The following is a 24,592-nucleotide window of genomic DNA, read 5'->3' as shown; positions in this document are numbered from 1 at the left end:
ATGAACGTAAAGGAGACTTGGCATGTACGGTACGCGCATCGGCGCCGGAAGAACGGCCGAGATTTACGAGTATGGCGAGCAGCGCGTCCTTAAGCTGTACCTGCCGGGCATGCCCGAGGCGCAGGTGGAGGCAGAGTACCGGATCAGCCAGGCAGCCTGTCGCGCAGGCGTCCGGACGCCAATGGCGCTGGCCCGCGTACGGCATGACGACAGGCACGGAATCGTATTCGAGAAGATCGCCGGCGGCACGATGCTCGCAGCGCTCGCGCGCCGCGACGGTGACGTAGAGCTGGAGTCCGCGCGAATGGCGCAGCTTCACGGTGAGATTCACCGCATAGCCGTACCGGGACTGCCCGACCAGAAAAGCAGTCTCCAGGATCGGATTGCGCACGCCCCTCTGTTGAGCGACGAGGTAAAAAAAGCGCTTGGCGCGGATGCTGCGAGATCTGCCCGATGACGACCGCCTCTGCCATGGCGATTTTCATCCCGACAATATTATGTGGGGCAATCAGGATTGGATCATCGACTGGATGACGGGGATGAGCGGACACCCGGCGGGCGATGCGGCCCGAACCGCGCTGCTGCTCCGATACGGGAGCTTGCCGGACGACGCGCCGGCCGAAGTCGCCGAATGGCTGGCCGACATGCGTGCCGAGCTGCTCGACGGGTACCTGCGCTCATATGCGAAGCAGACCGGAACGACGCGCGAGCAGATCGAACGCTGGATGCCGCCCGTCGCCGCAGCCCGCCTGTGCGAGGGAATTCCCGAGGCGGAAAAAGAAGCGCTGGCTACATTTGTTCTGCAAGCTCTGGAAGGGTATGAACCTGGATGACCGCGCGCGCGTGGCTTCTTGGCGCGGGAATCGCGGTCGCGTTCCCGGCGCTGGTTCATCTGCTGCTCGCTGCCGCATCGCGAATGTTAAGCACGAACGATACTGGCGACTTTGCTTATCACGATACGACGTTCGTCGTTTACCATATTGGATGGGCAGGAAGCATCGCCTTAGGCCTTGTTGCGTTTATCCTGTACACGCTGATGTTTGTGCGCTTACGGCCCAAGAAATAACGAAACCAAACCCGCTGCAAAAGCTATCCTAGCGGCTCAGCCGACTTGTGCCGTACGCTTCACGATCCTGCGGAGATAGAGCCGCTCACCCGTTTCAAACAGCAGACGTCCCGCCGATATGGATAAGCCAAGAACCATACCTCGCTGCGCCATCGCTCCCCCCTTCCAGCACGCCTAACAGCAGCCCTAAGACGACGGGAATCAGGATCAGCTCCCAGATAAAGCTTCTACTCCACATTCGACCGGAGGTTTTATGCACCGTGTAGTCTTCTCGCCTGATATCCTGCCGATACCGGAATCCGATGCTCGTCAAGATCACGAGCATGGACACGTACAGATGATCCGCGCCGTCCGCCGCGTAAAACGTCGCGACCATCGGGACGCCAAACAGAACGAGATAGAGCAGATATAGGACGTATTTGTCGATGCGCTTCACAGGGCAGCCTCCCCCCGATTCTAGATCAGGTATCGAAGATACACATACACGCTCGCGATCGCCACGGACAGCAGCATCAGCGGAAGGCCCACCTTAAGATATTGAACGAACCGGATCGGATAGCCTTCCTTGGCGGCCATACCTGCGACGATCAGGTTGGCGCTCGCGCCGATGAGCGTGCCGTTGCCGCCAAGACACGCCCCCCAGCGCCAGACTCCACCAGAGCGGCTCGAGGTTGCTCACGCCCATCGTGCCCATCTCCTGAATCATCGGAATCATCGTCGCCACGAACGGAATGTTGTCGATAAAGGCGGAGGCGATCGCGCTCAGCCACAGGATGAGCATCGAAGTCGCGACCAGGTCGCCGCCGGTGAGATCGACCGCCCGCTTCGCGAGCTCGGCGATGACGCCGGTCTCGACGAGACCCGATACGAGCACGAACAGGCCGACGAAGAAGAAGATGGTCATCCACTCGACCTTGGTGAGCGCATGCTCCAGCTTATGCTCGCCGGTGAGAAGCAGCAGGAGGAAAGCGCCGGCAAGCGCAACGGTAGCGGATTCGAGATGAAGCGTCTGATGGGTGAAAAAGCCGATCAGCGTCAATCCCAGCACGATCAAGCACTTGCGCAGCAGTTTCGGATCGGTGAGCAGTTCCTTCTCGCTCATCTCCATGATGCCGCGCTTCAGCTCGTCGGTCGTCCGGATTTTTTTTGCGGTACATCCAGATGAAGAGCGGCACGTAAACGGCCATGACCAGAATGGCGACGGGGGCCAGGTTCTCGATAAAGGCCATAAAAGTGAGCTCCGGGACGGCGCTCCCGATCATAATATTCGGCGGGTCGCCGATCAGCGTCGCCGTGCCCCCCGACGTTGGATGCGATAATCTGCGTGAGCAGGAACGGCGCCGGATGGACGCGCAGCTGCCGCGTAATGCTGAAGGTGACGGGTACGATGAGCAGCACTGTCGTCACGTTGTCCAAAAAAGGCGGAGCAGACGGCCGTGATGAGCGACAAAAGAATCAGAATGCGGATCGGCTCGCCTTTCGCCTTCTTGGCTGCCAGAACGGCGATATATTTGAACATGCCCGTCTCGGCCGTCGTGCTCACGATGATCATCATGCCGATCAGCAGCCCAAGCGTATTGAAGTCGATGTGATGGATCGCCGTCTCCTGATCGACGATGCCGAAGACGACCATGAGCAGGCCGCCGATCATGGCGACGATCGTCCGGTGAATTTTCTCCGAGATAATAAGTGCGTAGATCACCAAAAATATGCCGATGGCCCAAATCGCTTGCTGTTCCATTCCGATCCTCCCAATCAATTGAATACCTTCATCCATTTTAACCGACAATGGGAATTAATATGGATAGGAGGATCAACATGTATCGAATCCTCGCGGCGTTGGCCGCCTGTATGGTGTGGTTTGGCTATTCCCTTACTCCGATTGCCGTCGCGGACGCGGATCCTTATGCCGCGCTCAAGCGTCTGTCCGCCGGCGGCGGTACTTCCCTGAAGATCCGAATGGACGATCGCACGCAGACGCCGGCCCTGCTGGCCGGCGCCTTGTCCAAGCCCTCCAAGCATTCGCCGGCTTGGATCGCGCTTGAATTCGCGAACAAAACCAAGCGAATATACGGCATTCAAAGTCCCCACTCCACGATGCGGGTGGCGGAGATCAGCGGCCACTCGGCCTCGATTGTCCGCGTGCGGCTGGTCCATCTGCTCTACAAGACGCCCGTTTGGGGAGACGAGCTGCGAATCGATATCGATCGCGACGGGATCATCCGGCGCGTAGAAGGGCGAATACACCCGAATCTGGCGAAAGCGACCCTCAACAGGCCGCGTCATGCCGCCGTCAGCCGAGCGGAAGCCGTGCGCATCGCCGCGGCCGCGACCGGCATTGGACGCGCGGATGCCGGCCGTGCCGAGGTTCGTCCTTATTACCTCCCCGACCGCGCCGGCATCCCGCTCGTATACGCCGTAACTTTTCAACGCTCCGGCCAGCCGCCGCTGCACCTCACGATCCATGCCTTGACCGGCCGCGTCATCCCGCTATAGTCAGGCCTCGGCCCACCCTACGCGCTGCAGCAGGCGCTGCTTCATCAGCTCGAGCACGAAGTCCACGTAATAGTCTTTGCGCACGATCACTTTATATTCGTGATTCGGATAATGGTAGAACAATACGTCCGTATAGACACGATCCTGGTCGAATTCCTGCTGCACTCGCTTGAGCCCCTCCAGCAGCGACGGCTCGTCGGTCAGGAGAACGATATTGAACTCCACATCGTTCTCGTTGACGGACTCGCTTATACGCAGCACAGCTTCGTCATAGCTGTAATTTAACATCGTATGACCTCCCGGAGGTTAGATTAGATAGCGAAGATAGACGTACGCGCTTGCGATGACGATGGACAGCAGCATAAGCGGAAATCCGATTTTCAAAAACTGAACGAACCGGATCGGATGGCCTTCTTTGCCGGCCATGCCCGCGACGATCAGGTTGGCGCTCGCGCCGATGAGCGATCCGTTGCCGCCGAGACAAGCGCCCAGCGCCAGACTCCACCAGAGCGGCTCGAGATCGCTCACGCCCATGTTGCCCATCTCCTGAATCATCGGGATCATGGTCGCGACGAACGGGATGTTGTCGAGGAACGCGGAGGCGATCGCGCTCAGCCACAGGATCAGCAGCGACGTCGCGACCAGGTCGCCGCCCGTCAGATCGATCGCCCGCTTCGCGAGCTCGGCGATGACGCCCGTCTCGATCAGGCCGGACACGAGCGCGAACAGGCCGACGAAGAAGAAGATCGTCATCCACTCGACCTTCGTGAACGCCTGCTCCATCATATGCTCGCCTGTGAGCAGCAGCAGCAGGAAGGCGCCCGCAAGCGCGACGGTGGCGGATTCGAGGTGGAACATTTGATGGGTGAAAAACCCGATCAGCGTCAGTCCTAGCACCGTCAGACACTTGCGCAGCAGCTTCGGATCGGAGATCAGCTCCTTTTCGTCCATCTCCATGACACTGAGCTTCAGCTCGTCCGTCGTCTGGATCTTTTTGCGGAACATCCAGATGAACAGCGGTACATAAAGCGCCATAACGACGACGGCGACGGGCGCCAGGTTGTTGATGAACGCCATGAACGTCAGTTCCTTGACGGCGCTGCCGATCATGATGTTCGGCGGATCGCCGATCAGGGTCGCCGTGCCTCCGACGTTGGATGCGATAATCTGCGTCACGAGGAACGGCACCGGGTTGACGCGCAGCTGCCGCGTGATGCTGAACGTCACGGGCACCATGAGCAGCACCGTCGTCACGTTGTCCAGAAAGGCGGATCCGACCGCGGTGATGAGCGACAGCAGGATCAGGATGCGGACCGGCTCTCCTTTCGCCTTTTTCGCTGCCAGCACCGCAATATACTTGAATACCCCCGTCTCGGCCGTCGTGCTCACGATGATCATCATGCCGATCAGCAGCCCAAGCGTATTGAAGTCGATGTGATGGATCGCCGTCTCCTGATCGACGATGCCGAGGACGACCATGAGCAGTCCCCCGATCATGGCCACGATCGTCCGGTGAATCTTCTCCGAGATAATGAGCGCGTAAATGACCAAAAAAAATGCCGATTGCCCAAATGGCTTGCTGCTCCATATGCCCCCTCCTTCTGTCTTCCATGGAATAGAATGTCCGCTATCGTACCGCGTATGCCGTTCAATCCCATTTTGGAGAGGCCAAAAAAAGCAAAGAGAAGCCCCCAAAATGGCAGGCTCCTCCGGTATTTCCCGATATGCAGTTACTGTCTATATTAAACGAAAACGCCGCGCTTGTAAACCTTTTTAGGTCCGACGCCGACCGCCATCTTCGAATGCGATTCGTTCCCATGAGCGCCGATTTGCGCTATGCTGGTTTTATATTTGTATAAAACAGGTAAATTTGTGCTGGAGTACTCATTCTCGATGAAGAGAGGAAGCGAGACCGTGAAGAAGTGGATGTGCGTTCTCTTGCTGATGCTTGCGGCGACGCTCGCCGAGTGCACTTCGCCGCTATCCTTGAAGTCCTACGTGGCGGACGGCAACTCCATGTCCCCGACCTTGAACGATGGAGACCGAATGCTAGTCAGCACGGATCTATCGGAAAAAATCAAGGCGGACGATCTCCTTATCATTAAAGTGAGCGGTAAAGAATATTGCAAGCGCGTAATCGGCGTGGCAGGCGACCGAATCGAAGCTAAGGAAGCGGGGGTGTACGTTAACGACCGGCTGCTGTACAAAACCGATTTTATGCCTGAAAATGCCATAAAGCCCGCGATCGTCCTTGGCGAGGACGAGTATTATATGCTCGGCGACAATATCGACAACAGTCTGGACAGCAGGATGTACGGACCGATCCGAAGTGATCAGGTTATCGGGCGCGTTACGAAAATCATACCAAAGAAATGAGGGCGGGGAGGAGATGATGAAGCTCCTGTTCGTGTGCAGCCGCAACAAGTGGAGAAGCCTTACGGCCGAGCATATTTTTAATGCGCTCGAGGGTTATCAGGTTCGATCCGCAGGGACGGAGGACGCCGCACGGATTAAGGTGAACGAGGGCCATATCGGTTGGGCGGATCTGATCTTCGCGATGGAAAAGAAGCATGTGCGGCGGCTGCAAGAAAAGTTTCCGCACATGCTGCAGGGGAAGCGAATCGTCTGCCTCGGCATTCCCGACGAATACGGATATATGGACGAGGAATTGATCGAGACGCTTCGGTCGGGCGTATCGGAATATATCGAGATCTCGTGACAGTGAAACAGGAGGCAGCCCATGACTCAGAAGATCGTCATCAAACAACTGGCCGAAGAAGCCGAAGTACGCGAGTTGGATACTGTATTTTCCCGTACGTATCCCTGGTATCATCCCGGCCATTACGATAATCGGTACCTTGAGGAGAACCGCCAAGGTTTGAGAATTACGCTGATCGCCAAGGTAGACGGCAACGTCGCCGGGTGCTGCCATCTGCTGTATCGCTCGGATTATCCGGGATTCGCCGAAGCGGGCATACCAGAGGTTAACGCTCTGGACGTGCTCCCTGCTTACCGAAGATCAGGCATAGCGAGCCGCATGCTGCAGGCGTTGGAGGACATCGCCTCGCGCGGCTCCTCGTACATAGGATTAGGCGTCGGGCTGTATCGGGATTATGGGGCGGCGCAGATTTTGTATGCCAAACGCGGTTATGTCTTGGACGGACAAGGCATCATGTATAAAAACCGGGCGGTCGCCCCGGGACAGACTGTCGCCGTTGACGATGACCTGCTGCTTTACTTGATCAAAGATCTAACGAAAGCGAACAAAGAATAGCTCGATCTTCGTTACGTCGACGGTACAATTAATCCCTTTCGGATCACATTGGCAGACACCGGCGCGCGGCCGATCTCCCGCGCCCATACGGACAGCTGCCCGACATGGTGAATCTCGTGCGCGATGACGTGGCGCATCACTTCACCCCAGGCATGCACTTCGGACGTGCCGTCCGGACGCTCGCTCGGCAGCGGCCGCGTCTCCATGGACGGCTCCCAGGCCGTCACGAACGCCTCGACATCGGGCCGAAACCTGCGGTCCAGCGCCCGGATTTGTTCGAGCGAGGCGTACATGTCGAACGGATCCTCAAAGTCCGGTTGGTCTTGCATGAACATGATCCAGCTGTATTCCACGTCCACGATATGGAACAGCGTCTTCAGGATGCTCCCAACGCCGCCCGTACGGGCTTTAAGCAGCTCTTCTTCGGGTACCTCTTCGCACCATGCGTACCATTGCTCGCGGACGATCCAGTTGTATCGAAAAAAAGGTTGCATCGCGTACCTCCTGCTGGTTTAATCAGACTCAGCTGTCTATCAACGTCACGTCTCTTACCTATCAACGACTCTATTCTACTATATCCATTCTAATCGGGGTGTCTCATGGATCAAAGCGTCATTCGACAGGCGATAACATCGGCAGAGCAACTCGTCTGACAAGCAGGCGCCATCGCGCTGGAGAGATTCGACGTGAAGCCGGGAGAATGAACCGGACAACTTCGAATCTTAGCGAGCAGGACGAGTTTAATGAAGAAAATGTCGGAATGCCGCGCGCGCCTGCCTCATATACTTCTGCGATGCGATTCGAATCGCCTATGCGGGAGGTATGGAGGATGTCTTATTCCGAAGCGACCGTGCTCCAGACGTCGGCGCCTCAGACACCGGTGCTTCAATCGCCGGCTCTGAATTTGTCGGCCGACTCGACCCAGAAGGTCAATTATGCCAAAAACGATCAAAACGTCATCACACAGCTGTTCGCCGAGCAACTGCCCGCCGTCAGAACCGGTTTTTTCAACATCTATATGAGTCAGGGCGTCGTGGTCTCGCCGCACTGGCACACCAACGCTGCCGAGCTGGTCTTCTTGATTAGCGGCGAGCTTCAGACGTCCGTCTTCAATCCGTTCACCCAGCAGCTCATGACGTATCGGCTCAAGCCCGGCCAAGTCTCCCAGTTCCCGCTCGGCTGGTTCCACTGGCTGGTGGCGCTGACCGACCACACGCACCTGCTGACGATCTTCGACGTCCCGACGCCCGACATCGTGTACGCGGGCGATTTCCTGCGGACGCTGCCGCCCGAAGTCGCCGCGCGCGCCTACTGTATCAATCCGACTTCCTATGCGCAAACGGTGGCCCCGATGCAAAAGCCGGTCATCCTTGGCCCGCCTCCCGGCTGCGCTCCCGCAACCGGCGCCGTGCAGGGCGCGTCCGCGCAGGCCGGCTATCCGCATGCGGCCGCGCAAAGCGCGGCTTCGCCCGGCCCGATGTATCCCGGCACGATGCCGGGCGTGATGCCGCAAAGCGTCATGCCGCAGCAGGGAGTGGCGGCGGCGCCTTATCCCCCTGGGTCAGGGTGGAGATAGCGTTTGGCTTTGGCGAATCGGTAGGGAACCCACCATAGCAACAGCTCGAAGCCTGCGGCGGGTGCCGCAGGCTTTTTATATGTTTGCGTGAAAATGACAGGTGAAGGCTTCGAATGTACTGTCCAGGGAAAGCACATGGTCGAGGGCACGAGTCGCAGGCGCGAAAGTGCTGCCGTGGGAAAGCACATGCGCGGATTACTGGTGAAGGCGTCGAATGTGCTGTCCTGGGAAAGCGCTTGGTCGAGGGCACGAGTCGCAGGCGCGAAAGTGCTGCCCCAGGAAAGCTCATGCGCGGATTACTGGTGAAGGCGTCGAGTGTGCTGTCCTGGGACAGCGCTTGGTCGGGGGTACGAGTCGCAGGCGCGAAAGTGCTGCCGTGGGAAAGCACATGCGCGGATTACTGGTGGAGGCGTCGAATGTGCTGTCCTGGGAAAGCACATGGTCGAGCGTACGAGTCGCAGGCGCGAAAGTGCTGCCGTAGGAAAGCACATCCGCAGATTACTGGTGAAGGCGTCGAATGTGCTGTCCTGGGAAAGCACATGGTCGAGCGTACGAGTCGGAGGCGCGAAAGTGCTGCCGTAGGAAAGCTCATGCGCGGATTACTGGTGAAGGCGTCGAATGTGCTGTCCTGGGAAAGCGCTTGGTCGAGGGCACGAGTCGCAGACGCGAAAGTGCTGCCGTAGGAAAGCACATCCGCGGATTACTGGTGAAGGCGTCGAATGTGCTGTCCAGGGACAGCGCTTGGTCGAGGGCACGAGTCGCAGGCGCGAAAGTGCTGCCCCAGGAAAGCACATCCGCGGATTACTGGTGAAGGCGTCGAATGTGCTGTCCGGGGACAGCGCTTGGTCGAGGGCACGAATCGCAGGTGCGAAAGTGCTGCCGTAGGAAAGCTCATGCGCGAAACCGCCGCGAGAATCCGACAGCGCAAACACCCCATGTCTTCAAAGCACCCTCACGCGGCATACTACAAAGGCGCCACGCGATTCGCAATTCGCATCAAGAGGTACGCTTATAGAAAGGGGGGAACGCTTCATGAGATGGCGTCGACCGAAAGGCCAACCTACATATCCGATCGTCCTGGCTCTCATCGCAGCAGGGATCGTCCTCGCCATGCTGCCGGCGCTATCCCGGGCACCCGCTCATGCTGCCGCGGCCGGCTTCACGGCCTCTTGGCCCTACAAGGCCGACTTGCTCGGCGCGGAGCAGGTCGTCGTCGTCGAGACCAAGTCCCTCCGGTCGAGGACGGGTATTCTATCGCTGCGCGAGAAGCGGCCGGACGGCGGCTGGACCGTCGTCCTGTCGGGCATTCCTGTCGCGCTGGGCAAGAACGGCATCGCCAAGACGAAGGAAGGCGACGGCCGTACGCCCTCCGGCGTGTACCCGCTGGGCGATGCATTCGGCACCGCGAGCAAGCCAAAGGCGCTGAAGCTCGCTTACAAGCAAACGACCAAGCAAGATTATTGGGTCGACGACACGACTTCCGCCGATTACAATCGATGGGTCGCTTACAGCGGCGATCCGGACCGCAAATGGCATTCCTACGAGCGCCTCGATCAGCCGCTCTACAAATATGCGATCGTCGTGCGCTATAACGACGATCCGATCATGCCCGGCCGCGGCAGCGCCATCTTCCTTCATCTGTGGCGCGGGGCGGACAAGCCGACGGCCGGCTGCATCGCCATGTCCGAGCCGAACCTGCTCAAGCTGATGGCCGCGCTCGATCCGGCCAGATCGCCGGCGATTGCGATCGGACTGGCCGGTTAACGGCGACCCGGCACCGCCGAGCGGAGCGAACGGCACAGACACTTGTCGGCAGTCAGGCGAAAATCGCCACCAGCGCGATCACCGCGATCGGCACGAGCAGCATCGCGGCGAAAACGAGGATACCAAGCGGATGCGCGAAGTTGATCGTCCAGCCGACGCCGTATCTTTTCTCCGCCATTAACGCCGGATCCGCTTTGTTGTAGTAGAAAACGCCGCCGCGCCATGCTTCGTCTTCTTGCGTGCGAGCCGCACCGGACGCCTCGTCCAGGCCTTGCCGCGCCACGTACCAGACGAAGCCGAAAACGGCGAGGATGAGCAGCGCGGGCAGACCAAGCATCGCGGGACTTAGACGTCCTGTCGGCCAGCCGTACAGCGTCACGGATTGGCCCAAACCCAGCATCACGACGACGAACAGCGAGAGTGCGTAGATGAACACCGAGTTCGCCTTTCTGAACCGCAGTTGCTGCGCTCTGGAAGCCTCCGGGCGTTCTGGATCGAGCTGCTGCCGCGCCTGTCGAATGCTCATGTTGACCAGCAGGAACACGATGATCAGCACGAGCTGCACGATATTCAGCATAAAGACGGATCCGAATGCCTTGGGCGAATATTCGTCGGGCTCTCCGGTAATGCCGAAGTGGGTCGGTACCGGATTCGGGATAACGTCCCAATGCAGCGCGGCCGAAGCGGCGCATACCATAACGATCGCCGCATGAATCAAAAACCACCAGTTGCCCACGAGCCGCTGGCGCTGTCGGAACAGCAGATCGATGACGATCTTGGACGGCTTTTCGGCGCTCCAGTCCCTCGCGTGCTTCAAGCGCAGCGCCTGCGATCGTCCCGAGCGCCAGACCGGGATCAGGCCGCCGATCTGGATGATCAGCGCCGTGACGAGCGCCGTCTCCGGACGGCCGCCCGCCTCGCCGCCGACCGAGAGACCGACGGCCGCGCCTGCCGCCAGTCCCAGTACCCACAAGACGACCGTCGCGCCGACATGCCTGCCGCGAATTCGCCGGACCTCTTCGCTGCCGCGATCCGCCTCCGGCACGTACAATCCGAACAATAGATGCTTCGGCGCAAGATATACGACTACGATCATCATCAGCGAAATTACGATATCCAAAATTCCGATGACCAGCCATTCCATCTGCGTTGCGTTCATTTCGCATCCTCTCCCTTCTTCGTCAGTTGCCTGTAGACCGCTGCGCTCTGCTCGGCAAACTCCGCTTCCGTCATGCCGCGGACCGCCGCCTCCGCAGCGAGCGACCGAATGCCCCTCGCCAACTTGGCGCGAAACGCCGCGTCCGTACCGGGCATCCCGCCCGGCTGTACGACGACCCCCCTGTTTGCGGTGCACCTGGAGGAACCCGTCCTGCTTGAGTACCTGATAAGCCTTGTTCACGGTATGCAAATTAATGCCCAGATCCGCGGCGAGGCTTCGAACGGACGGCAGCGGGTCCCCGGGCTTCAGCTGCTTGGAAGCGATGCCCTCGATCAGTTGATCGACCAGTTGCGTATATATAGGCACTTCCGATTGCAGATCGATCTCCATCCACATGGCACGCCATCCTCTACTTTTCTGTTATATTTATTATATAACAAATAATTGTACGATAACAGACCATATGCTTAAAATAGCCTAAATCCGTTCTTTGCTTTTGCGCCGGGCTGTGCTATAATTTCTCTTGCCGCTAAAATTCGGCATCTTCGAGACGTGGCTCAGCTTGGTAGAGCGCTTGCTTCGGGAGCAAGAGGTCGCAGGTTCAAATCCTGTCGTCTCGACCATCCAATACAACGACGGAAGCCTTGCATTTCAAGGCTTCTTTTTATTTTCCCCCACAACTTGTAATCCCCCCGTACATATACGGTACAAATGGAAACGATACGATAAAAGGAAGAACGCAGACAGCCGCAGACGGAAAGGAGCGCCATTATGACAACCGTGATGGTCGTGGACGACGAAGCGCATATCCGCGAGCTGGTCCGGCTGTACCTCGAGGACGAAGGCATGGAGGTCGTGGAGCAATCGGACGGCGCGGCCGCATGGGCGTATATGCTGAAGCAATCGGTCGACCTCGTCGTGCTCGACGTTATGATGCCGAAGATGGACGGTTGGGATCTGTGCCGCTTGATCAGGGAGGAAGGCGATACGCCGATTCTGATGGTGACGGCCAAAGGCGAGCCTGCCGAGCGGATCAAGGGCTTCCGGCTGGGAACGGACGATTATCTGGTCAAACCGTTCGATCCGATGGAGATGGTGATGCGGGTAAAGGCGCTGCTGAAGCGCTACCGGATCTCGACCTCGCAGACCATTCGTCTCGGGAACGTCCTGCTCGACAAAAAAAAGTTATCTGGTGGCGTTCGAAAACACCGGGCAAACCGCTACCCTGCCCATGAAGGAATTCGAGCTTCTGTATATGCTGGCCAGCTACCCGGGACAGCTGTTCACCAGAGACATGCTGATTCAGAAAATATGGGGCATGGATTACGACGGGGACGAGCGTACGGTGGACACGCATATCAAGCGGCTCCGGGAGCGGTTCGCCGATTACGCTGCCGATTTCAAGATCGCGACGCTGCGCGGGCTCGGTTATCGGTTAGAGGCTTACCATGATTAAGTCGCTTTACGTCCGGATCGTTCTCACCTTTTTTGGCCGCCGTCATCGTTAGTCTGTTCCTGTCGTTATGGTTAATCGTCCGGCTGTCAGAGTCCCGGATCACCAGCTACGTCCAGGACGAGTTGATCGCAAACGGCAAGGACATCATCGAATCGTATGTCGAATCCTATCCCGCGCATGCCGAGATTCTGGCCAAAGGACTCGCCGTCACGTCTGCCGTCAATTTTTACGGTGCCGGCGGCCAACTGCTCCATGACGACGTATTGCCGACGGACAAACGGATCGCGGTCGACGCCGACAGGATCGGCTTCGTGCTGGACGGAGGCGTCTACCGCGGCAAATCCCGCGGTCCGGAAGCATTTGTCGTAGGACTCCCCTTTCAGATCGGCAGCGAGCGCTTTGCCTTATTCATGGCGCCGGCCATCGGTCCGTTCATGCGCTTGATCGTCAACTTTTTCCAGTTCGAGCTGCTGTTCGTTCTCCTCATCGGCAGCGTGTTGATCCTGATCGCGGCGCGATTCATCGTCCGACCGCTCAGGCGCTTGACCGATGCGACCCGCAGGATGAGCAAAGGCGACTTCGGCGTCGTGCTCCGGACGAAGCGAAAGGACGAGATCGGCCAGCTGACGCGCAGCTTCAACCTGATGGCGCAGGAGCTCGGGGCGCTGGAGAAGATCCGCCAGCAGTTCGTATCCAACGTTTCGCATGAGATTCAATCTCCCCTCACCTCGATCAAGGGCTTCACGAAGGCGCTCAAGCACAAGAAGATGGACGAGGAAAAGCGGCTGCAGCTGCTGTCCATCATCGAAGAGGAGACCGAGCGCCTGTCCCGTCTAGGCGACGATCTGCTTCAGCTGTCCTCCCTGGAATACGAGCACTTGGAGCTTAATCTTCGCGCATACCGGCTGGACGAGCAATTGCGCAAAGCCGTCATCGCCCTGGAACCCCAATGGACGCAAAAGGGGCTTCGCCTGGAGCTGGATCTGGCCTCGCTGGATATCGTCGCCGACGAAGATCGCATTTATCAGCTGTGGATCAACCTGCTCGGCAATGCGATTAAATTCACGGACCCGGGCGGAGAGATCCGGCTCGTCGCGGGGCAGCAAGGCGAGACGGCGGTCGTATCGGTTCACGATACCGGGTCCGGCATTCCCGAAGGACAGCTTGACGCGATCTTTCAACCTTTCTACAAGGTCGATCCATCTCGCACAAGCGCCGTCTCCGGCAACGGCATCGGCCTGTCGATCGTCAAGCGAATCGTCGGTCTTCACCATGGAGACATCCAAGTGACGAGCGTGCCGGGGAAGGGAACGACGTTCCATATTCTGCTCCCCCCTGGTCCCGCCTCCCCGCAATATGTAACCGACACTTCACATTGGCGACAAAATAGCCCGGTATACTCCTCTCAGACAAGGAGAGGAGAGAAAGAAAGATGAATATGCTAAGCCGCATCAGTCTTAAAAACGGGGCGGCCGTTATTATCCTATGCGTACTCGTGCTGGGTTACGGCTTCTATTCGACCACACAGATCAAGCAGCAGACGTTCCCGGACATCGAGCTGCCCGCCGTATCTATCCAGGCCGTCAATCCCGGCGCTTCCGCAGAGGAGATCGCGTCGGAGATCACCAAGCCGATTGAGGATGCGCTAAAAAGCTTCAAAGGATACGATTCCCTCACAAGCACGACGTTGGACAATGCAACCAGTCTGTTCATTCAATTCCCGTTCGGGACGGATATGGACAAGATGTCCGCCGACGTAGAGGCGGCGCTGGCGAAGCTGCCGCTGCCGAGCGGCGCCAACGTGACGGTCCAGCGGCTGTCAGCCGGCGCCGCGCCGATCTATCAGGCAGCTGTGTTCGCGGACGGGGGTGACGCCGACGCCGACGCGCTGGCGGCCAAGCTGGCAGCCGAGGTCGTACCGAAGCTGCAGAAGCTGGACGGCGTCAACTCGGTCACGCTGACCGGGACCGAGACGGAGAAGCTCAATATCGTCGTCGACAAAGACAAGGCGAGCCAGCGCGGCATCACGCTCGGCTCCATCCGCAGCGCGCTGCAGTCGCTTCAGTACGCACTGCCTCTCGGGAACGTCAGCCAGGATGAACAGACGATCCCGATCCGTCTCGTCGGCGGCGTCGATTCGATCGAGCAGATCCGCGCATTGGAGATCGGTGGCGCGTCTGCAGGACAAGCCGGGCCGGGAGGCCTCGATGCATCCGCAGGACAAGCCGGACCGGGCGGCGCCGGTGCGTCCGCCAAGGTCAAGCTGTCGGATATCGCGACGATCTCTACGGTCGCGTCCCAGGATACGATCGCCAGGTATAACGGCAAGCCGAGCTTCGTGATCGGCGTCGTTAAAGAACAGGACGCCAACACGGCTGACGTCGCGAACGAAGTGAAGGACGTTTTGAACGCCTATCAAGACAAGGGCGAACTGGACGTCCATATCATCGAGGACCAGGGCAAGGAGATCGAGGAGTCCGTGTCGGCGCTGGTCCGCGAAGGCGCCTTCGGCGCACTGTTCTGCGTCATCATCATCTTCCTGTTCCTGCGCAATATCAGGGCGACGCTAATCTCCATCGTCTCTCTGCCGTTATCGATTTTTGCCACGATCTCGGTTCTGAACCAGATGGATTATACGCTGAACATCATGACGCTGGGCGGCATCGCCGTCTCCATCGGACGCATCGTGGACGACAGCATCGTCGTCATCGAGAACATCTTCAGGTGGCGACAGGAAAAAGGAAGCGAACTGAAGGGCAAGGAGCTCGCTTTTAAAGCCACCAAGGAAGTCATCGGCGCCGTCGGTTCTTCGACGATCGCGACCGTCGTCGTCTTTGCGCCGCTCGCGTTCGTGAGCGGGATCATCGGCGAGTTTTTCCGTCCGTTCTCCGTGGCGGTCGTCGTCTCGATCCTGTCGTCCTTGCTCGTGGCGATCATGCTGATCCCCGTGCTCGGCGCGAAGTTCTTCAAGAACGTCAAGCCGCACAAGGAAGGCACCGGCGCGCTCGCCCGCGGCTACGAAAAGCTCATTCAAGGCGCTTTAAAACGCAAGGCGCTCGTCCTGAGCGCATCCGTGCTGCTGCTCGCCGGCTCGCTCGGCACGATCCCGATCCTCGGCGTCGCCTTCCTGCCGGCCGACTCGGTGCCTACCGCAACGATCGATGTGTCGCTGCCGGCGAAGAGCTCGCTGGCGCAGACGAACAAGGCAACGGAGAACATCGAAGCCTATGTTAAAGCGCTCAAGGGCGTGGAGAACTACCAGGTCACCATCGGCGGCTCCGGAGGTCCGTTCGGCGGCGGACCCGTGCAGCACAATCAAGCAAAGGTAACCGTTCAATTCGCTAAAAGCGCAAACGTAGAGAAGATGGTCGAGCAAGCCAATATCGACCTGCCCGCCTTGGTAGCCGCAGAGGTTGACGGCGCATCGATCAAGATTCAGGAAGGCGAGCAGCAAGGCTTGCCGGACGGCAGCGGCGTCAATGTCACGCTCTACGCCGACAATGTCGATCATCTGTCCCAGGCGGCCAAGCAAGTCGCTCAATTGATGCTCGCGAATCCGGAGCTGAAGGATATCGGCAACAACATGAGCGGCGTCTCGCCGAAGTGGGTGCTCACGTTAAATCAAAAAGGCATCGATGCGGGCGTCAGCGCCATGGCCGTGATGCAGGCCGTGAATGAACAGCTGAAGCCGATCGACGCCGGCACCTATCTGCTCGACGGTCAGAGCCAGGACGTCGTCCTCTCGTACGACCAGCAGATCGGCTCGCGCGCGCAGCTTGAACAGATCGCGGTTCCGACCGCGCTCGGCACGAAGAAGCTGCAGGAGATCGCCAATGTCGACGTTCAAAGTGCGCTGGCCACGATCAATCACGACGACGGCAGGACGTATGCGGCCGTCACCGCGAATATCAAGGCAGGCGGCGACACCGCGGCCGTCACCAAGCAGGTGGAGGCGGACATCCGCAGCCTGGCCCTCCCTTCCGACGTAGAGCTCAGTTTCGGAGGCGGACTCGCCATGATCAACGAAGGCTTCGCCAGCATCGGCATTGCGATGATCGCCGCGGTAGGACTCGTCTTCCTCGTCATGAGCGTGACGTTCGGCGGCATCGTCACGCCGCTGATCATCCTGTCTTCGCTGATCTTCATACCGGTCGGATCGCTCGGCGCTCTGCTGCTTACCGGCCAGGCCTTATCCATGAGTTCGATGATCGGGATGCTTATGCTCGTCGGCATCGTCGTGACGAACGCCGTCGTGCTTCTCGATCGCGTCGAGAAAAATCGCAAAGCGGGCATGGCCGTCACGGAAGCCATCGTCGAGGCTTGCAAGACGCGTCTTAGACCGATTCTGATGACCGCACTCGCGACGATGCTGGCACTGTTGCCGCTCGCCTTGTCCGGCTCCTCGACCAGTCTCATCTCGGGCGGCCTTGCCGTGACCGTCATCGGCGGGCTGTTCACGTCCACCCTGCTCACGCTTGTCGTCGTTCCGGTCATTTACGAGCTGGCTTGGAAGAAGCGGAAAGTGCGCGAGGTAGAGGATTTCTAAGATAACGATAGGTTAAGATAAAGACTGCCGGTAAGTTACGGCAGTCTTTTATATACGATAGAGGTTATATGCTACTCCATATTTTTCAACGCAAGGATCTCTTGCTCAGACAACCCGGTTGCTTGGGTAATGATCGAGATATCCACGTTCAATCGCAGCATGTTCTTGGCGGCTTCCTTGATGCCTTCCTCCCTGCCTGCCTTCATGCCTGCCTGCATGCCCGCCTGCTTCGCTCCTTCAAGCATCGACGCCTCATCATGCAGATACTTCTGGCGAGCTTCGTATAAAAGGCGGGCCTCCGAGTCTGGTTTATTCATCTTCAGCACCTCTACCAGCAATACTGTATATCTATTTACTATATTTCAACGCAAGAATCTCCTGCTCAGACAATCCAGTCGCTTGCGCAATGGTGGGGATATCCACGTTCAACCGCAGCATATTCCTGGCGGCTTCCTTCATGCCTTCCTCCCTGCCTGCTTTCAAGCCTTCCTTGATGCCTTCCTCTCTGCCTTCCTCCCTGCCCGCCTTCATGCCTGCCTGCATGCCCGCCTGCTTCGCTCCTTCAAGCATCGACGCCTCATCATGCAGATACTTCTGGCGAGCTTCGTATAGACGGCGGGCCTCCGAGTCTTGACTCAAGTATTGCAGCGTATCCATTGCTTTTTCTAGTCCCGGTTCATTCATCTTCAGCACCTCCCAGTAGGTCGTATCCACGCCTTTCAGAAAAAGCAGCCAGTTTTCCAAGCCGCCTTGCGTCGGGATCACGTCTTCCAGCTTCGTCAATTCGAGAAAATGCACTTCGATGTCGTCGCATAGCGTGATCAATGTCCGGTCTTCGCGAAGATGGAACACATTATGATACTCGCCGTTCGGCAAAAAGGCATAGTTCAAAATATTGATGGTGACGCACTTCTTCAGCGCTTGATATCGCTCGCCTTCCTGAAGCTGGCCGGCATAACGCTTGCTCCAATAGAACAACGTCCGCTTCTCAATATCGTATTTGTTAAAAAAGCTGCATTTCAATGTCAATCAGCTTGCCCTCCGCCGTCTTGGCATAAACGTCGAAGATGGATTGCTTGTCAAGCGGATCGTCCTTGTCGGTGTAAGGATTCATCAGGATAATCTCGGTCAATGGCGGCTCCCCGGTTTTGTTGAGTATCTGGTTGAGAAACGCCAACAGCACATCCTTGTTATTCTCGCTGCCGAAAATACGCTTGAATACAAAATCCACCCTTGGATCAAGCAATTCCATTCCGACCCACTCCAACTCGGTTTGATAGTCCCATTATAACAAAGTTTTCTGCCTTTTCTTTGCTAAAAGCGGCGTTTGAACCCTACTCGTCACAAAAGCGTGAGCGGCGCCTATACGTAATAAACCGTCAGGGGAGAACGTCCTGACGGTCTCTTTTATAGGTAGGCGGATATCCGAAAGTGGATTGGCGAGGAACGCCTGTCGATGTTTCATCGGGCAGCCATTCCGACAGGTTGGGCAATCGTAATACGAGTATCGCCTTGCGTCGTTCTTTCGTCGTAATGCCTGCAAATATACATCTATTTCCGCCGATATCGGCCCTTTTAAACAGGATTGATGCGAAAATGCATTTATTTTCCTCCATCTATCCCGATTCCGACTCGTGCTTTGAATTTACATGCATATTTGCAGGCATTTTATTAAGTGCCGTTCGTCGACAGAAAATACATGTACGGATGCAGGTTTTTTTGATCGGCAGAACGCTGTTCGCCTGCAGCGGCAGCTTTCTTCTGTTTTATCCTGTTGCCGCGCTTCAAGCCATCGTCCGGCGACCCTCGCTCACCCGTCGTAATTCACCACATAATGCTGCAGCGCCGTATTATAATACCCCTCGCTGTACTCGACCACGCCGCCCGCCTCGTCGTAGGCGTAGCGCAGCCGCTTGAGCAGCGGCGTGCCTGCCGCGAGGTTCAACTGCTCGGCAACGCCGGCAGGCACGGCCGACACCGCGAACGCATCCCGGAACCGCGCCAGCACGATGCCGCTCTCCTCCAGAAATCCGTACAGCGACTGCTCCGCCAGTCCCGTCAAATCCGCCTTCTCCAGCCGCGCCGGCAGGTAATGCGCATAGTGAATATACGGCGCCCCGTCCAGCAGATACAGCCGCTCGACCCGCAGGCCCTCGTCCCCCAGCAGCCGATGCGGCTCGGTGTCCGGCGCGTAACGGACGGCCTCCGCGCCAAGCAGCTTTTTCTGCATCGCATGGCCTTCCTCGACGAGCAGCTCGGTGAAGCTCTTCCACGTCGAGCGCTTGGCCGCCCGCGTATTGCGGATGACCCGCGTTCCCCGGCCGCTACTCGGCTCCAGGTAGCCTTCCTGCACGAGCTCCTTGATCGCGCCCCGAATCGTGATCTTGCTCACGCCGAACTCCTCCTCGAGCCGCGGCTCGGGAGGAATGTTGGTGTCGAGCGGATACTGCCCGTGCAGAATCCGGTCCTTCAATATATTTTTGATCTGCATGTACAACGGCCGCTTGTTGCGGGACAGATTCACGGTCTCGATCTCTACCTTTCTATGTCGCCTGCCGTCTCCGTCATGGCGCGGACGATCTCCGCCTCCGACGACATCGGCGTGTCGCCCTGCACCGTATGGGCCAGCATCGCCGCGGCAGCCGCGAATTCGACGGTCCGCCCGGACGGCATCCCCGTCAGCGCGCCGTGCAGGATGCCGCTCGCATAGGCGTCTCCTGCCCCAATTCTATCATAGACCGCGAACGTCAGCGTTCCAGAAAAAGCGAATTGCCGGTTTTCGTACAAAAAACCTTGCAGGGCATGCGTCCCGTCTCCGAGGATGGCACGATGGGTGCCCGCGATCGCGGCGATGCCGTAGGTATCGGCAACGGCCGGGATGAGCTCCTCGAGCTGATCCCTGCGGACCGTCCGGCTCGTCTCCATGCCGAGGATATGAATCGCGTCCTTCTCGTTCATCATCGCGAGGTCCGCAAGCCTCAGCATCTCGATATAATGCGGCTTCGCCTTCGCATAGCCGTCTTCTCCCCATAGCGTCGGACGGTAGTTGCAGTCGAAGACGACAAGACCGCCCTTGCGCTTGACCGCGCGCGCCAGCTCTACCATGTGTCCGCGCACCGTATCGTTCATCGCGAGCGTGATGCCGCAGAAATGCACGGCGTCCAGTCCCTCCGCGATCGCTTCCCAGTCGTAGGCACCGGCGGGCGCCGTGTTGAAGCTGCTCTCCAGCCGGTTCGTGTAGGTGACACGGCTCGGCCTGGCGCCGAAGCCGTTCTCGAGGAAGTAGAGGCCGACGTATTTCCCGTCCCGCCGAATGAAGTCCTGCGCTACGCCCAGCTTGCGCAAATACGCGACAGCGGCGTCGCCCAGCGGATTCGCGGGCAGCGTCGTGACCAGATAACCGTTATGCCCGAACCGCGCGAGCGCCGAGACGATGTTGACCCCGGTGCCGGAGAAAGAGTACTTCAGCGTATCCGCCTGGGTGAGCAGCTCGTAGCCCGGCACCTGCAGGCGCATCATCACCTCGCCGAAGGCGGCGACTTTTTTAGGCATACCGGTCGACCAGCTCCTTCATCGTCGCCAGCAGGCGGCGCACATCGTCGGTCTTCGTCTTGCCCGTCGCCTTGTCGACGATCGAGGAGTAAACGTGCGGGATTACCTGCGGCACGCCGGCCTCAAGCGCCATGCGAAGGATCGGCTCGAAGTTGTCCAGGTCGATGCCGCCCGTCGGCTCAAGCGCGAAGCCTTCCGCGGCGCAGGCCTCCACCACGGCCTTGTACTCGTCTTCGCGGCTCAGCCCGTTCATCGGAAAATACTTCAACGCGTTGCCGCCCATGTCGCGCACAAGCGCGATGGCCGCGCGGACGGGCAGAATCGCTTGCTCGGCCGCAGCCGCGCTGACCGGTCCCGTCGACACGTTGACATAGCCGACCCGGCCTGTCGGGGAGACGAGGCTGTTGATCCAGCTATCCTCGCCATCCAAGTTCGCCCGCGTCGCGCCGACTGCCGGGAACACCTGATTGATGTGGCTGCCGGGATAACGCTTGACGATCTCCGCCACGACGGCGGCCTGCCGATTGTCGCCGGCGCCGAGGCCGATCGATACCGCATCGTCGATCGCGCGGCCGTATTCCTTCATGGCCGCCACCGCGGCCTCCACAGTCGGATAATCCTTGGACAGCACGCCCACCAGCACATGCCCTTCGGCCGCGTCGAATACTTCCTTCGCGTTGTCCACGCTGTTCGCCAGGACGTTTAACGCCGCCCGCTCTTTGTACAGTCTCTTCGTCAAACCGCTCGTCATCTTATTGTCCTCCTGCCAGCTCGCGAATGCGCGACGCGATAATGTGAATGTCGTCGCCCTGAAGCGGGCGCGGGTCGATATCGAAGTAGCCTTGGCGGACGCCGTAATCGCGGGTGTAGATGGCGATGTCGCCCTCCTGCAGCGCCTTCGCCAGGCGCACGGCGGTCGTTCCCGAGAGCGCGGGATCGATCCGGACGCGTGCGCGGTAGATCGCGCGTCCCGCTTCGTCCTGCACGATCGACACCTGCACGCCGTTCAGATCGTTCAGGGGCGCCAGCGCCTGCAGCGATTTCTTTTCCCGCTCGCTCGTATCTTCCTTGACCATATACTCGTCCAGCGCCTGAAGCAAGCCGAACGTCGTCTCCTTGCCCACCTTCATGCTGCGCCCGATGCCGTGCAGCTGTACCTTCAGCCATTCGACATACTGGCGTTTGCCGCCGACGATGCCCGAGGTGGGGCCTTCGATCGCCTTGGAGCCGCTGTAGATCGCCAGGTCCGCGCACTTCACGTACTTTCGCACATCCTCCTCCGCCGCGGCGTCCACGATGAGCGGCACTCCGCGCCGCTGCGCAATTTCCCACGCTTCCTCGACGGAGATCATGTTCTTTTGAACCGCATGATGCGACTTCACGTATAAAATAGCTGCCGTCCGCTCGCCGATCGCGTCCTCGATATGCTCGGCTTTGCCTTCGTTGGCGTAGCCTGCCTCGACGACCTTGCCGCCCCCCAGGTATACCATCGTCTCCACAGGCGCGCCGTACTGTACATTGTGCCCCTTCAGCATCACAATCTCGTTTCGTGCGATCGGCTCCTGATGCAGACGCTCGCTGAGACGCCGGCTGCCCTGCGTGACGATCGCCGCCACCGACAGCGCGATGCCGCTCGACGCGGAGTTGACGACGACCGCCGCCTCCGAGCCGAGAATGCCCGCGATCCGATCGCCCGCCTTGTCGACCAGATCCGCGATCTCCACATATTGCTGCCCACCCTGCTTCATCGCTTCCATGACGGTGTCCGTCGGCGCGGACACGCCAAGGATGCTCATTCTCCCGCTTGCATTGATGACGCGCTTAAGTCCGTACTTCGCATGCCATGAATTCGCCATTCGTCACGACTCCTCTCGGTACGATCCGTTGATTGGCCTTTCGTTCGATGCCTTCTGAATCCAAGAGCGACGCCGGCTCTTCCCGGACCTCAAATACCGTCAGATGCGCGGGATCCCCCCGCCTGTATCCGTCCGAGCTCGGGTCGCCCGAGCCACTGCGCCGCGCCGGACGTGACCGCCGCGACGACTTCCTGCAAGGAATAGCCTAGATAAAGGAACTTGCTCATCACGTTCGCCAGGCTGTACACCGGACCGTTCAGGCGATTGCCCCGGTAAATGTCGGAGCTGATCGTATGCAGCCCGATGCCGTGCCGCTTCGCCGCCTCGGCGACACGGAACGAAAAGCTCGCCGTTCCGTGCCCAACGTCCAGACGCACGCCGCGCCCCAGCGCGTCCAGCAGCGCCGGAATCGGCCGGCCCTCGGCGTCGAACAGATTGTTGGGCTTGCCGTTGAGGTAGTGCGTGACGATATCCCCTTCCCTCAGGTAGGAGAGCACCTCCTCGATGGCCGGCGGCGCGGAGCCGATATGGACCATGAGCGACAATCCCGTCGATGCCGATAGCTCCCGGGCGACGCGCAGCGGCGCGATGCCGCTGTCGCCGACGACGCTGCGGCTGATGCGGGCCTTCAGTCCGACGATGAAGTCGGGGTAACGGGAGATCGCCTCGCGGACCCGCTCCCCGTCGAGCCATTCCAGCTGCGACAGTTCGTCGATTCGGCTCAGACCTATGCGCGAGATGTTCAGAAACGCCAGCAGATTCGTTTTCGCGCTCCCCCCGCTTGCCGCCAGCTCCCCGATCCGGTCCGCCCCGCAGCTGCCCGCGTCGACGATCGTCGCCACGCCCTGCTTCACGCCGATCTCGTCGATCTCGTCCCCGTAGGGGTCGAAGGCCGGAAAGGCATGCACGTGCATGTCGATCCAGCCGCTCGATACATAAGCGCCGCCGCAATCGATCGTGCCAATGTCAGCAGAGAAACCCGCGACGCCGTCCGATGCGCTCTGCGCCGCACCGTCTTCCCCCTCGACCACGCGAACGATTCGGCCCGACGCGATCTCGATGTTCACTTGCCGTCCGTCGAGCTGCTTCAGATTGCGCAGCAAGAAGCGATTGTCCATACTTTCACCCGCTTGTCGTGGAATTACGATTTTTTTCTAACCTCTGCTCTTTAAAGATAGCATATAACACGACAAATACAATATATCGTTATAATGTTTATGAAAAAAAGGGAGCAGTCCCGTCAAAAGACCTTTAACCAAAATGGAAAACGACGCTTCGCTATGCTTTAAAAGCCATCCCTTTCCCGCTTACATTTCATCCGAGAGCACACCACAGCGTAAATCATGATGCAGGATAGCGCCAATTATGGCTGCCCGGTTTTTCGTAAAATGCCAACTGCGCATTAAGAAATCCGACGGCAAGTCGGTCGTCATCGTGGAATTGCCGGGTGGGCCGGAAAGAGATATCGCCAGGTCTGGAACGTCCGTTGACGGATATCCGCAGCTTCATTGGCGCGGAATGCCTCTAGACGGCTCATCCGCGGCCGTTCCGACAGGCCCCGCCGACCGCGATCGTCGCCGCATCTTGCTTTCGCCGCAAAGCCTGCAGATTTACATCTATTTCTGCCGAAGTCGGCCCTATTGAACAAAATACCTGCAAATGCGCATTTATTTTCCTTCGTTGGGCCGATTGCCGGCTTGCGATCTGGAATTACCTGCACATTTGCAGGTTTTTTATCAACTGTCTGGGGCCGACAGAAAAAGCCTGCACAAATGCAGGCTTTTCGATCCACAACGGATGTATGATCTAAAAGTGTTTCTGCGTTTTGCAGCAAGATCCCGATTGTC

The 24,592-nt window shown here is 58.8% G+C and carries 21 protein-coding genes, 1 tRNA gene and 5 pseudogenes; 13 read left to right on the top strand and 14 right to left on the bottom strand.

What is annotated here, in order from left to right; genetic code table 11:
• Positions 1-22 precede the first annotated feature (22 nt).
• Genes OMP40_RS06250 through OMP40_RS06240 form a run of 3 tightly spaced genes read left to right on the top strand, consistent with a single transcriptional unit; the run spans position 23 to position 1,066 of the window.
• Positions 23-457 (top strand): phosphotransferase, encoded by a 435-nt coding sequence (locus tag OMP40_RS06250; protein WP_277530044.1) that lies wholly within the window; start codon positions 23-25, stop codon positions 455-457.
• Positions 435-833: a phosphotransferase family protein gene (locus tag OMP40_RS06245; protein ID WP_277533012.1), complete on the top strand. Its 399-nt coding sequence runs from the start codon at positions 435-437 to the stop codon at positions 831-833. The genes OMP40_RS06250 and OMP40_RS06245 overlap by 23 nt, the downstream gene beginning before the upstream one ends.
• Positions 830-1,066 (top strand): hypothetical protein, encoded by a 237-nt coding sequence (locus tag OMP40_RS06240; RefSeq protein WP_277530043.1) that lies wholly within the window; start codon positions 830-832, stop codon positions 1,064-1,066. Before OMP40_RS06245 ends, OMP40_RS06240 begins: the two co-directional genes overlap by 4 nt.
• A 94-nt stretch (positions 1,067-1,160) precedes the next feature.
• Here the strand turns inward: OMP40_RS06240 and OMP40_RS06235 are convergent, their stop codons facing one another.
• Both OMP40_RS06235 and OMP40_RS06230 read right to left on the bottom strand, forming a co-directional pair.
• Entirely contained in the window at positions 1,161-1,502 is a 342-nt protein-coding gene (locus tag OMP40_RS06235) for a hypothetical protein (RefSeq protein ID WP_277530042.1), read from the bottom strand.
• A 20-nt stretch (positions 1,503-1,522) separates the two neighbouring features.
• Positions 1,523-2,807, bottom strand: a pseudogene (locus tag OMP40_RS06230) (ArsB/NhaD family transporter).
• Between the two features lie 77 nt (positions 2,808-2,884).
• On the opposite strand from OMP40_RS06230, the gene OMP40_RS06225 reads away from it, so the two are divergent.
• Positions 2,885-3,562, top strand: coding sequence for a hypothetical protein (locus tag OMP40_RS06225; protein ID WP_277530041.1), 678 nt, complete (start codon positions 2,885-2,887; stop codon positions 3,560-3,562).
• Here the strand turns inward: OMP40_RS06225 and OMP40_RS06220 are convergent, their stop codons facing one another.
• Both OMP40_RS06220 and OMP40_RS06215 read right to left on the bottom strand, forming a co-directional pair.
• Complete coding sequence (locus tag OMP40_RS06220) at positions 3,563-3,850, bottom strand: hypothetical protein (RefSeq protein WP_277530039.1); 288 nt, start codon at positions 3,848-3,850, stop codon at positions 3,563-3,565. It abuts the gene before it with no gap.
• 18 nt (positions 3,851-3,868) lie between these two features.
• Positions 3,869-5,150 (bottom strand): annotated as a pseudogene (locus OMP40_RS06215) (ArsB/NhaD family transporter).
• Positions 5,151-5,455: 305 nt separating this feature from the next.
• Here OMP40_RS06215 and lepB point away from each other — a divergent pair.
• From lepB to OMP40_RS06200, 3 genes are read left to right on the top strand one after another with little or no spacing between them, the layout of a single operon-like run.
• Positions 5,456-5,938 carry a signal peptidase I gene (gene lepB, locus OMP40_RS06210; RefSeq protein ID WP_277530038.1) on the top strand — a complete coding sequence of 161 codons (483 nt, stop codon included), beginning with the start codon at positions 5,456-5,458 and terminating at the stop codon, positions 5,936-5,938.
• A gap of 16 nt (positions 5,939-5,954) precedes the next feature.
• A complete protein-coding gene (locus tag OMP40_RS06205) occupies positions 5,955-6,281 on the top strand; it encodes a low molecular weight protein tyrosine phosphatase family protein (protein ID WP_277533011.1) in 327 nt (108 codons plus the stop codon).
• 21 nt (positions 6,282-6,302) lie between these two features.
• Positions 6,303-6,836 (top strand): GNAT family N-acetyltransferase, encoded by a 534-nt coding sequence (locus OMP40_RS06200; RefSeq protein ID WP_277530037.1) that lies wholly within the window; start codon positions 6,303-6,305, stop codon positions 6,834-6,836.
• 11 nt (positions 6,837-6,847) lie between these two features.
• On the opposite strand, the gene OMP40_RS06195 is transcribed toward OMP40_RS06200, so the two are convergent.
• Complete coding sequence (locus OMP40_RS06195; RefSeq protein ID WP_277530035.1) at positions 6,848-7,330, bottom strand: DinB family protein; 483 nt, start codon at positions 7,328-7,330, stop codon at positions 6,848-6,850.
• A gap of 335 nt (positions 7,331-7,665) precedes the next feature.
• On the opposite strand from OMP40_RS06195, the gene OMP40_RS06190 reads away from it, so the two are divergent.
• Entirely contained in the window at positions 7,666-8,412 is a 747-nt protein-coding gene (locus tag OMP40_RS06190; protein ID WP_277530032.1) for a cupin domain-containing protein, read from the top strand.
• 1,032 nt (positions 8,413-9,444) lie between these two features.
• Positions 9,445-10,176, top strand: coding sequence for a L,D-transpeptidase family protein (locus OMP40_RS06185; RefSeq protein WP_277530030.1), 732 nt, complete (start codon positions 9,445-9,447; stop codon positions 10,174-10,176).
• A 52-nt stretch (positions 10,177-10,228) separates the two neighbouring features.
• Here the strand turns inward: OMP40_RS06185 and OMP40_RS41235 are convergent, their stop codons facing one another.
• On the bottom strand, positions 10,229-11,731 hold the full coding sequence (locus tag OMP40_RS41235; RefSeq protein WP_420871901.1) for a GntR family transcriptional regulator: 1,503 nt from the start codon (positions 11,729-11,731) through the stop codon (positions 10,229-10,231).
• Between the two features lie 150 nt (positions 11,732-11,881).
• On the opposite strand from OMP40_RS41235, the gene OMP40_RS06170 reads away from it, so the two are divergent.
• The 4 genes and pseudogenes from OMP40_RS06170 to OMP40_RS06155 all read left to right on the top strand — a co-directional run bounded on the left by OMP40_RS06170 (position 11,882) and on the right by OMP40_RS06155 (position 17,337).
• Positions 11,882-11,958: transfer RNA gene (locus tag OMP40_RS06170), tRNA-Pro, on the top strand.
• Positions 11,959-12,106: 148 nt separating this feature from the next.
• Positions 12,107-12,791: pseudogene (locus tag OMP40_RS06165) on the top strand (response regulator transcription factor).
• Between the two features lie 32 nt (positions 12,792-12,823).
• Positions 12,824-14,227: a sensor histidine kinase gene (locus tag OMP40_RS06160; protein ID WP_277530028.1), complete on the top strand. Its 1,404-nt coding sequence runs from the start codon at positions 12,824-12,826 to the stop codon at positions 14,225-14,227.
• Positions 14,224-17,337 (top strand): efflux RND transporter permease subunit, encoded by a 3,114-nt coding sequence (locus OMP40_RS06155; RefSeq protein ID WP_277530026.1) that lies wholly within the window; start codon positions 14,224-14,226, stop codon positions 17,335-17,337. The genes OMP40_RS06160 and OMP40_RS06155 overlap by 4 nt, the downstream gene beginning before the upstream one ends.
• A 71-nt stretch (positions 17,338-17,408) precedes the next feature.
• On the opposite strand, the gene OMP40_RS06150 is transcribed toward OMP40_RS06155, so the two are convergent.
• The 8 genes and pseudogenes from OMP40_RS06150 to OMP40_RS06115 all read right to left on the bottom strand — a co-directional run bounded on the left by OMP40_RS06150 (position 17,409) and on the right by OMP40_RS06115 (position 24,579).
• On the bottom strand, positions 17,409-17,675 hold the full coding sequence (locus tag OMP40_RS06150) for a hypothetical protein (protein WP_277530024.1): 267 nt from the start codon (positions 17,673-17,675) through the stop codon (positions 17,409-17,411).
• Positions 17,676-17,685: 10 nt separating this feature from the next.
• Positions 17,686-18,589 (bottom strand): annotated as a pseudogene (locus tag OMP40_RS06145) (Rpn family recombination-promoting nuclease/putative transposase).
• A 558-nt stretch (positions 18,590-19,147) separates the two neighbouring features.
• Positions 19,148-19,828, bottom strand: a complete 681-nt coding sequence (locus tag OMP40_RS06140; protein ID WP_277533008.1) for a GntR family transcriptional regulator — start codon at positions 19,826-19,828, stop codon at positions 19,148-19,150.
• 44 nt (positions 19,829-19,872) lie between these two features.
• Complete coding sequence (locus OMP40_RS06135) at positions 19,873-20,889, bottom strand: sugar kinase (protein ID WP_277530022.1); 1,017 nt, start codon at positions 20,887-20,889, stop codon at positions 19,873-19,875.
• Positions 20,882-21,640, bottom strand: a complete 759-nt coding sequence (gene dagF, locus OMP40_RS06130; RefSeq protein WP_277530021.1) for a 2-dehydro-3-deoxy-phosphogluconate aldolase — start codon at positions 21,638-21,640, stop codon at positions 20,882-20,884. The genes OMP40_RS06135 and dagF overlap by 8 nt, the downstream gene beginning before the upstream one ends.
• A gap of 1 nt (position 21,641) precedes the next feature.
• Entirely contained in the window at positions 21,642-22,745 is a 1,104-nt protein-coding gene (locus OMP40_RS06125; RefSeq protein ID WP_277530019.1) for a DgaE family pyridoxal phosphate-dependent ammonia lyase, read from the bottom strand.
• Positions 22,711-23,863: pseudogene (locus tag OMP40_RS06120) on the bottom strand (amidohydrolase/deacetylase family metallohydrolase). Before OMP40_RS06120 ends, OMP40_RS06125 begins: the two are co-directional and overlap by 35 nt.
• A 311-nt stretch (positions 23,864-24,174) precedes the next feature.
• Positions 24,175-24,579 (bottom strand): hypothetical protein, encoded by a 405-nt coding sequence (locus OMP40_RS06115; RefSeq protein WP_277530017.1) that lies wholly within the window; start codon positions 24,577-24,579, stop codon positions 24,175-24,177.
• Positions 24,580-24,592: the final 13 nt, after the last annotated feature.

Origin of the sequence: Cohnella rhizosphaerae, from assembly GCF_029525575.1 — a bacterium.
GTDB lineage: Bacteria > Bacillota > Bacilli > Paenibacillales > Paenibacillaceae > Cohnella > Cohnella rhizosphaerae.
The sequence above is the reverse complement of the archived record's forward strand: the minus strand, read 5'-3'. Positions and strand labels throughout refer to the sequence as shown.

Bases quoted from the DNA above. Each gene is read 5' to 3' on its own strand.
- OMP40_RS06155 (WP_277530026.1), top strand. From the start codon at position 14,224: ATGAATATGCTAAGCCGCATCAGTCTTAAAAACGGGGCGGCCGTTATT.
- OMP40_RS06140 (WP_277533008.1), bottom strand. From the start codon at position 19,828: ATGCAGATCAAAAATATATTGAAGGACCGGATTCTGCACGGGCAGTAT.
- OMP40_RS06250 (WP_277530044.1), top strand. From the start codon at position 23: ATGTACGGTACGCGCATCGGCGCCGGAAGAACGGCCGAGATTTACGAG.
- OMP40_RS06220 (WP_277530039.1), bottom strand. From the start codon at position 3,850: ATGTTAAATTACAGCTATGACGAAGCTGTGCTGCGTATAAGCGAGTCC.
- OMP40_RS06125 (WP_277530019.1), bottom strand. From the start codon at position 22,745: ATGGCGAATTCATGGCATGCGAAGTACGGACTTAAGCGCGTCATCAAT.
- OMP40_RS41235 (WP_420871901.1), bottom strand. From the start codon at position 11,731: ATGTGGATGGAGATCGATCTGCAATCGGAAGTGCCTATATATACGCAA.
- dagF (WP_277530021.1), bottom strand. From the start codon at position 21,640: ATGACGAGCGGTTTGACGAAGAGACTGTACAAAGAGCGGGCGGCGTTA.
- OMP40_RS06135 (WP_277530022.1), bottom strand. From the start codon at position 20,889: ATGCCTAAAAAAGTCGCCGCCTTCGGCGAGGTGATGATGCGCCTGCAG.
- OMP40_RS06200 (WP_277530037.1), top strand. From the start codon at position 6,303: ATGACTCAGAAGATCGTCATCAAACAACTGGCCGAAGAAGCCGAAGTA.
- OMP40_RS06190 (WP_277530032.1), top strand. From the start codon at position 7,666: ATGTCTTATTCCGAAGCGACCGTGCTCCAGACGTCGGCGCCTCAGACA.
- OMP40_RS06240 (WP_277530043.1), top strand. From the start codon at position 830: ATGACCGCGCGCGCGTGGCTTCTTGGCGCGGGAATCGCGGTCGCGTTC.
- OMP40_RS06225 (WP_277530041.1), top strand. From the start codon at position 2,885: ATGTATCGAATCCTCGCGGCGTTGGCCGCCTGTATGGTGTGGTTTGGC.
- OMP40_RS06185 (WP_277530030.1), top strand. From the start codon at position 9,445: ATGAGATGGCGTCGACCGAAAGGCCAACCTACATATCCGATCGTCCTG.
- OMP40_RS06245 (WP_277533012.1), top strand. From the start codon at position 435: ATGCTGCGAGATCTGCCCGATGACGACCGCCTCTGCCATGGCGATTTT.
- OMP40_RS06205 (WP_277533011.1), top strand. From the start codon at position 5,955: ATGAAGCTCCTGTTCGTGTGCAGCCGCAACAAGTGGAGAAGCCTTACG.
- lepB (WP_277530038.1), top strand. From the start codon at position 5,456: ATGAAGAGAGGAAGCGAGACCGTGAAGAAGTGGATGTGCGTTCTCTTG.
- OMP40_RS06195 (WP_277530035.1), bottom strand. From the start codon at position 7,330: ATGCAACCTTTTTTTCGATACAACTGGATCGTCCGCGAGCAATGGTAC.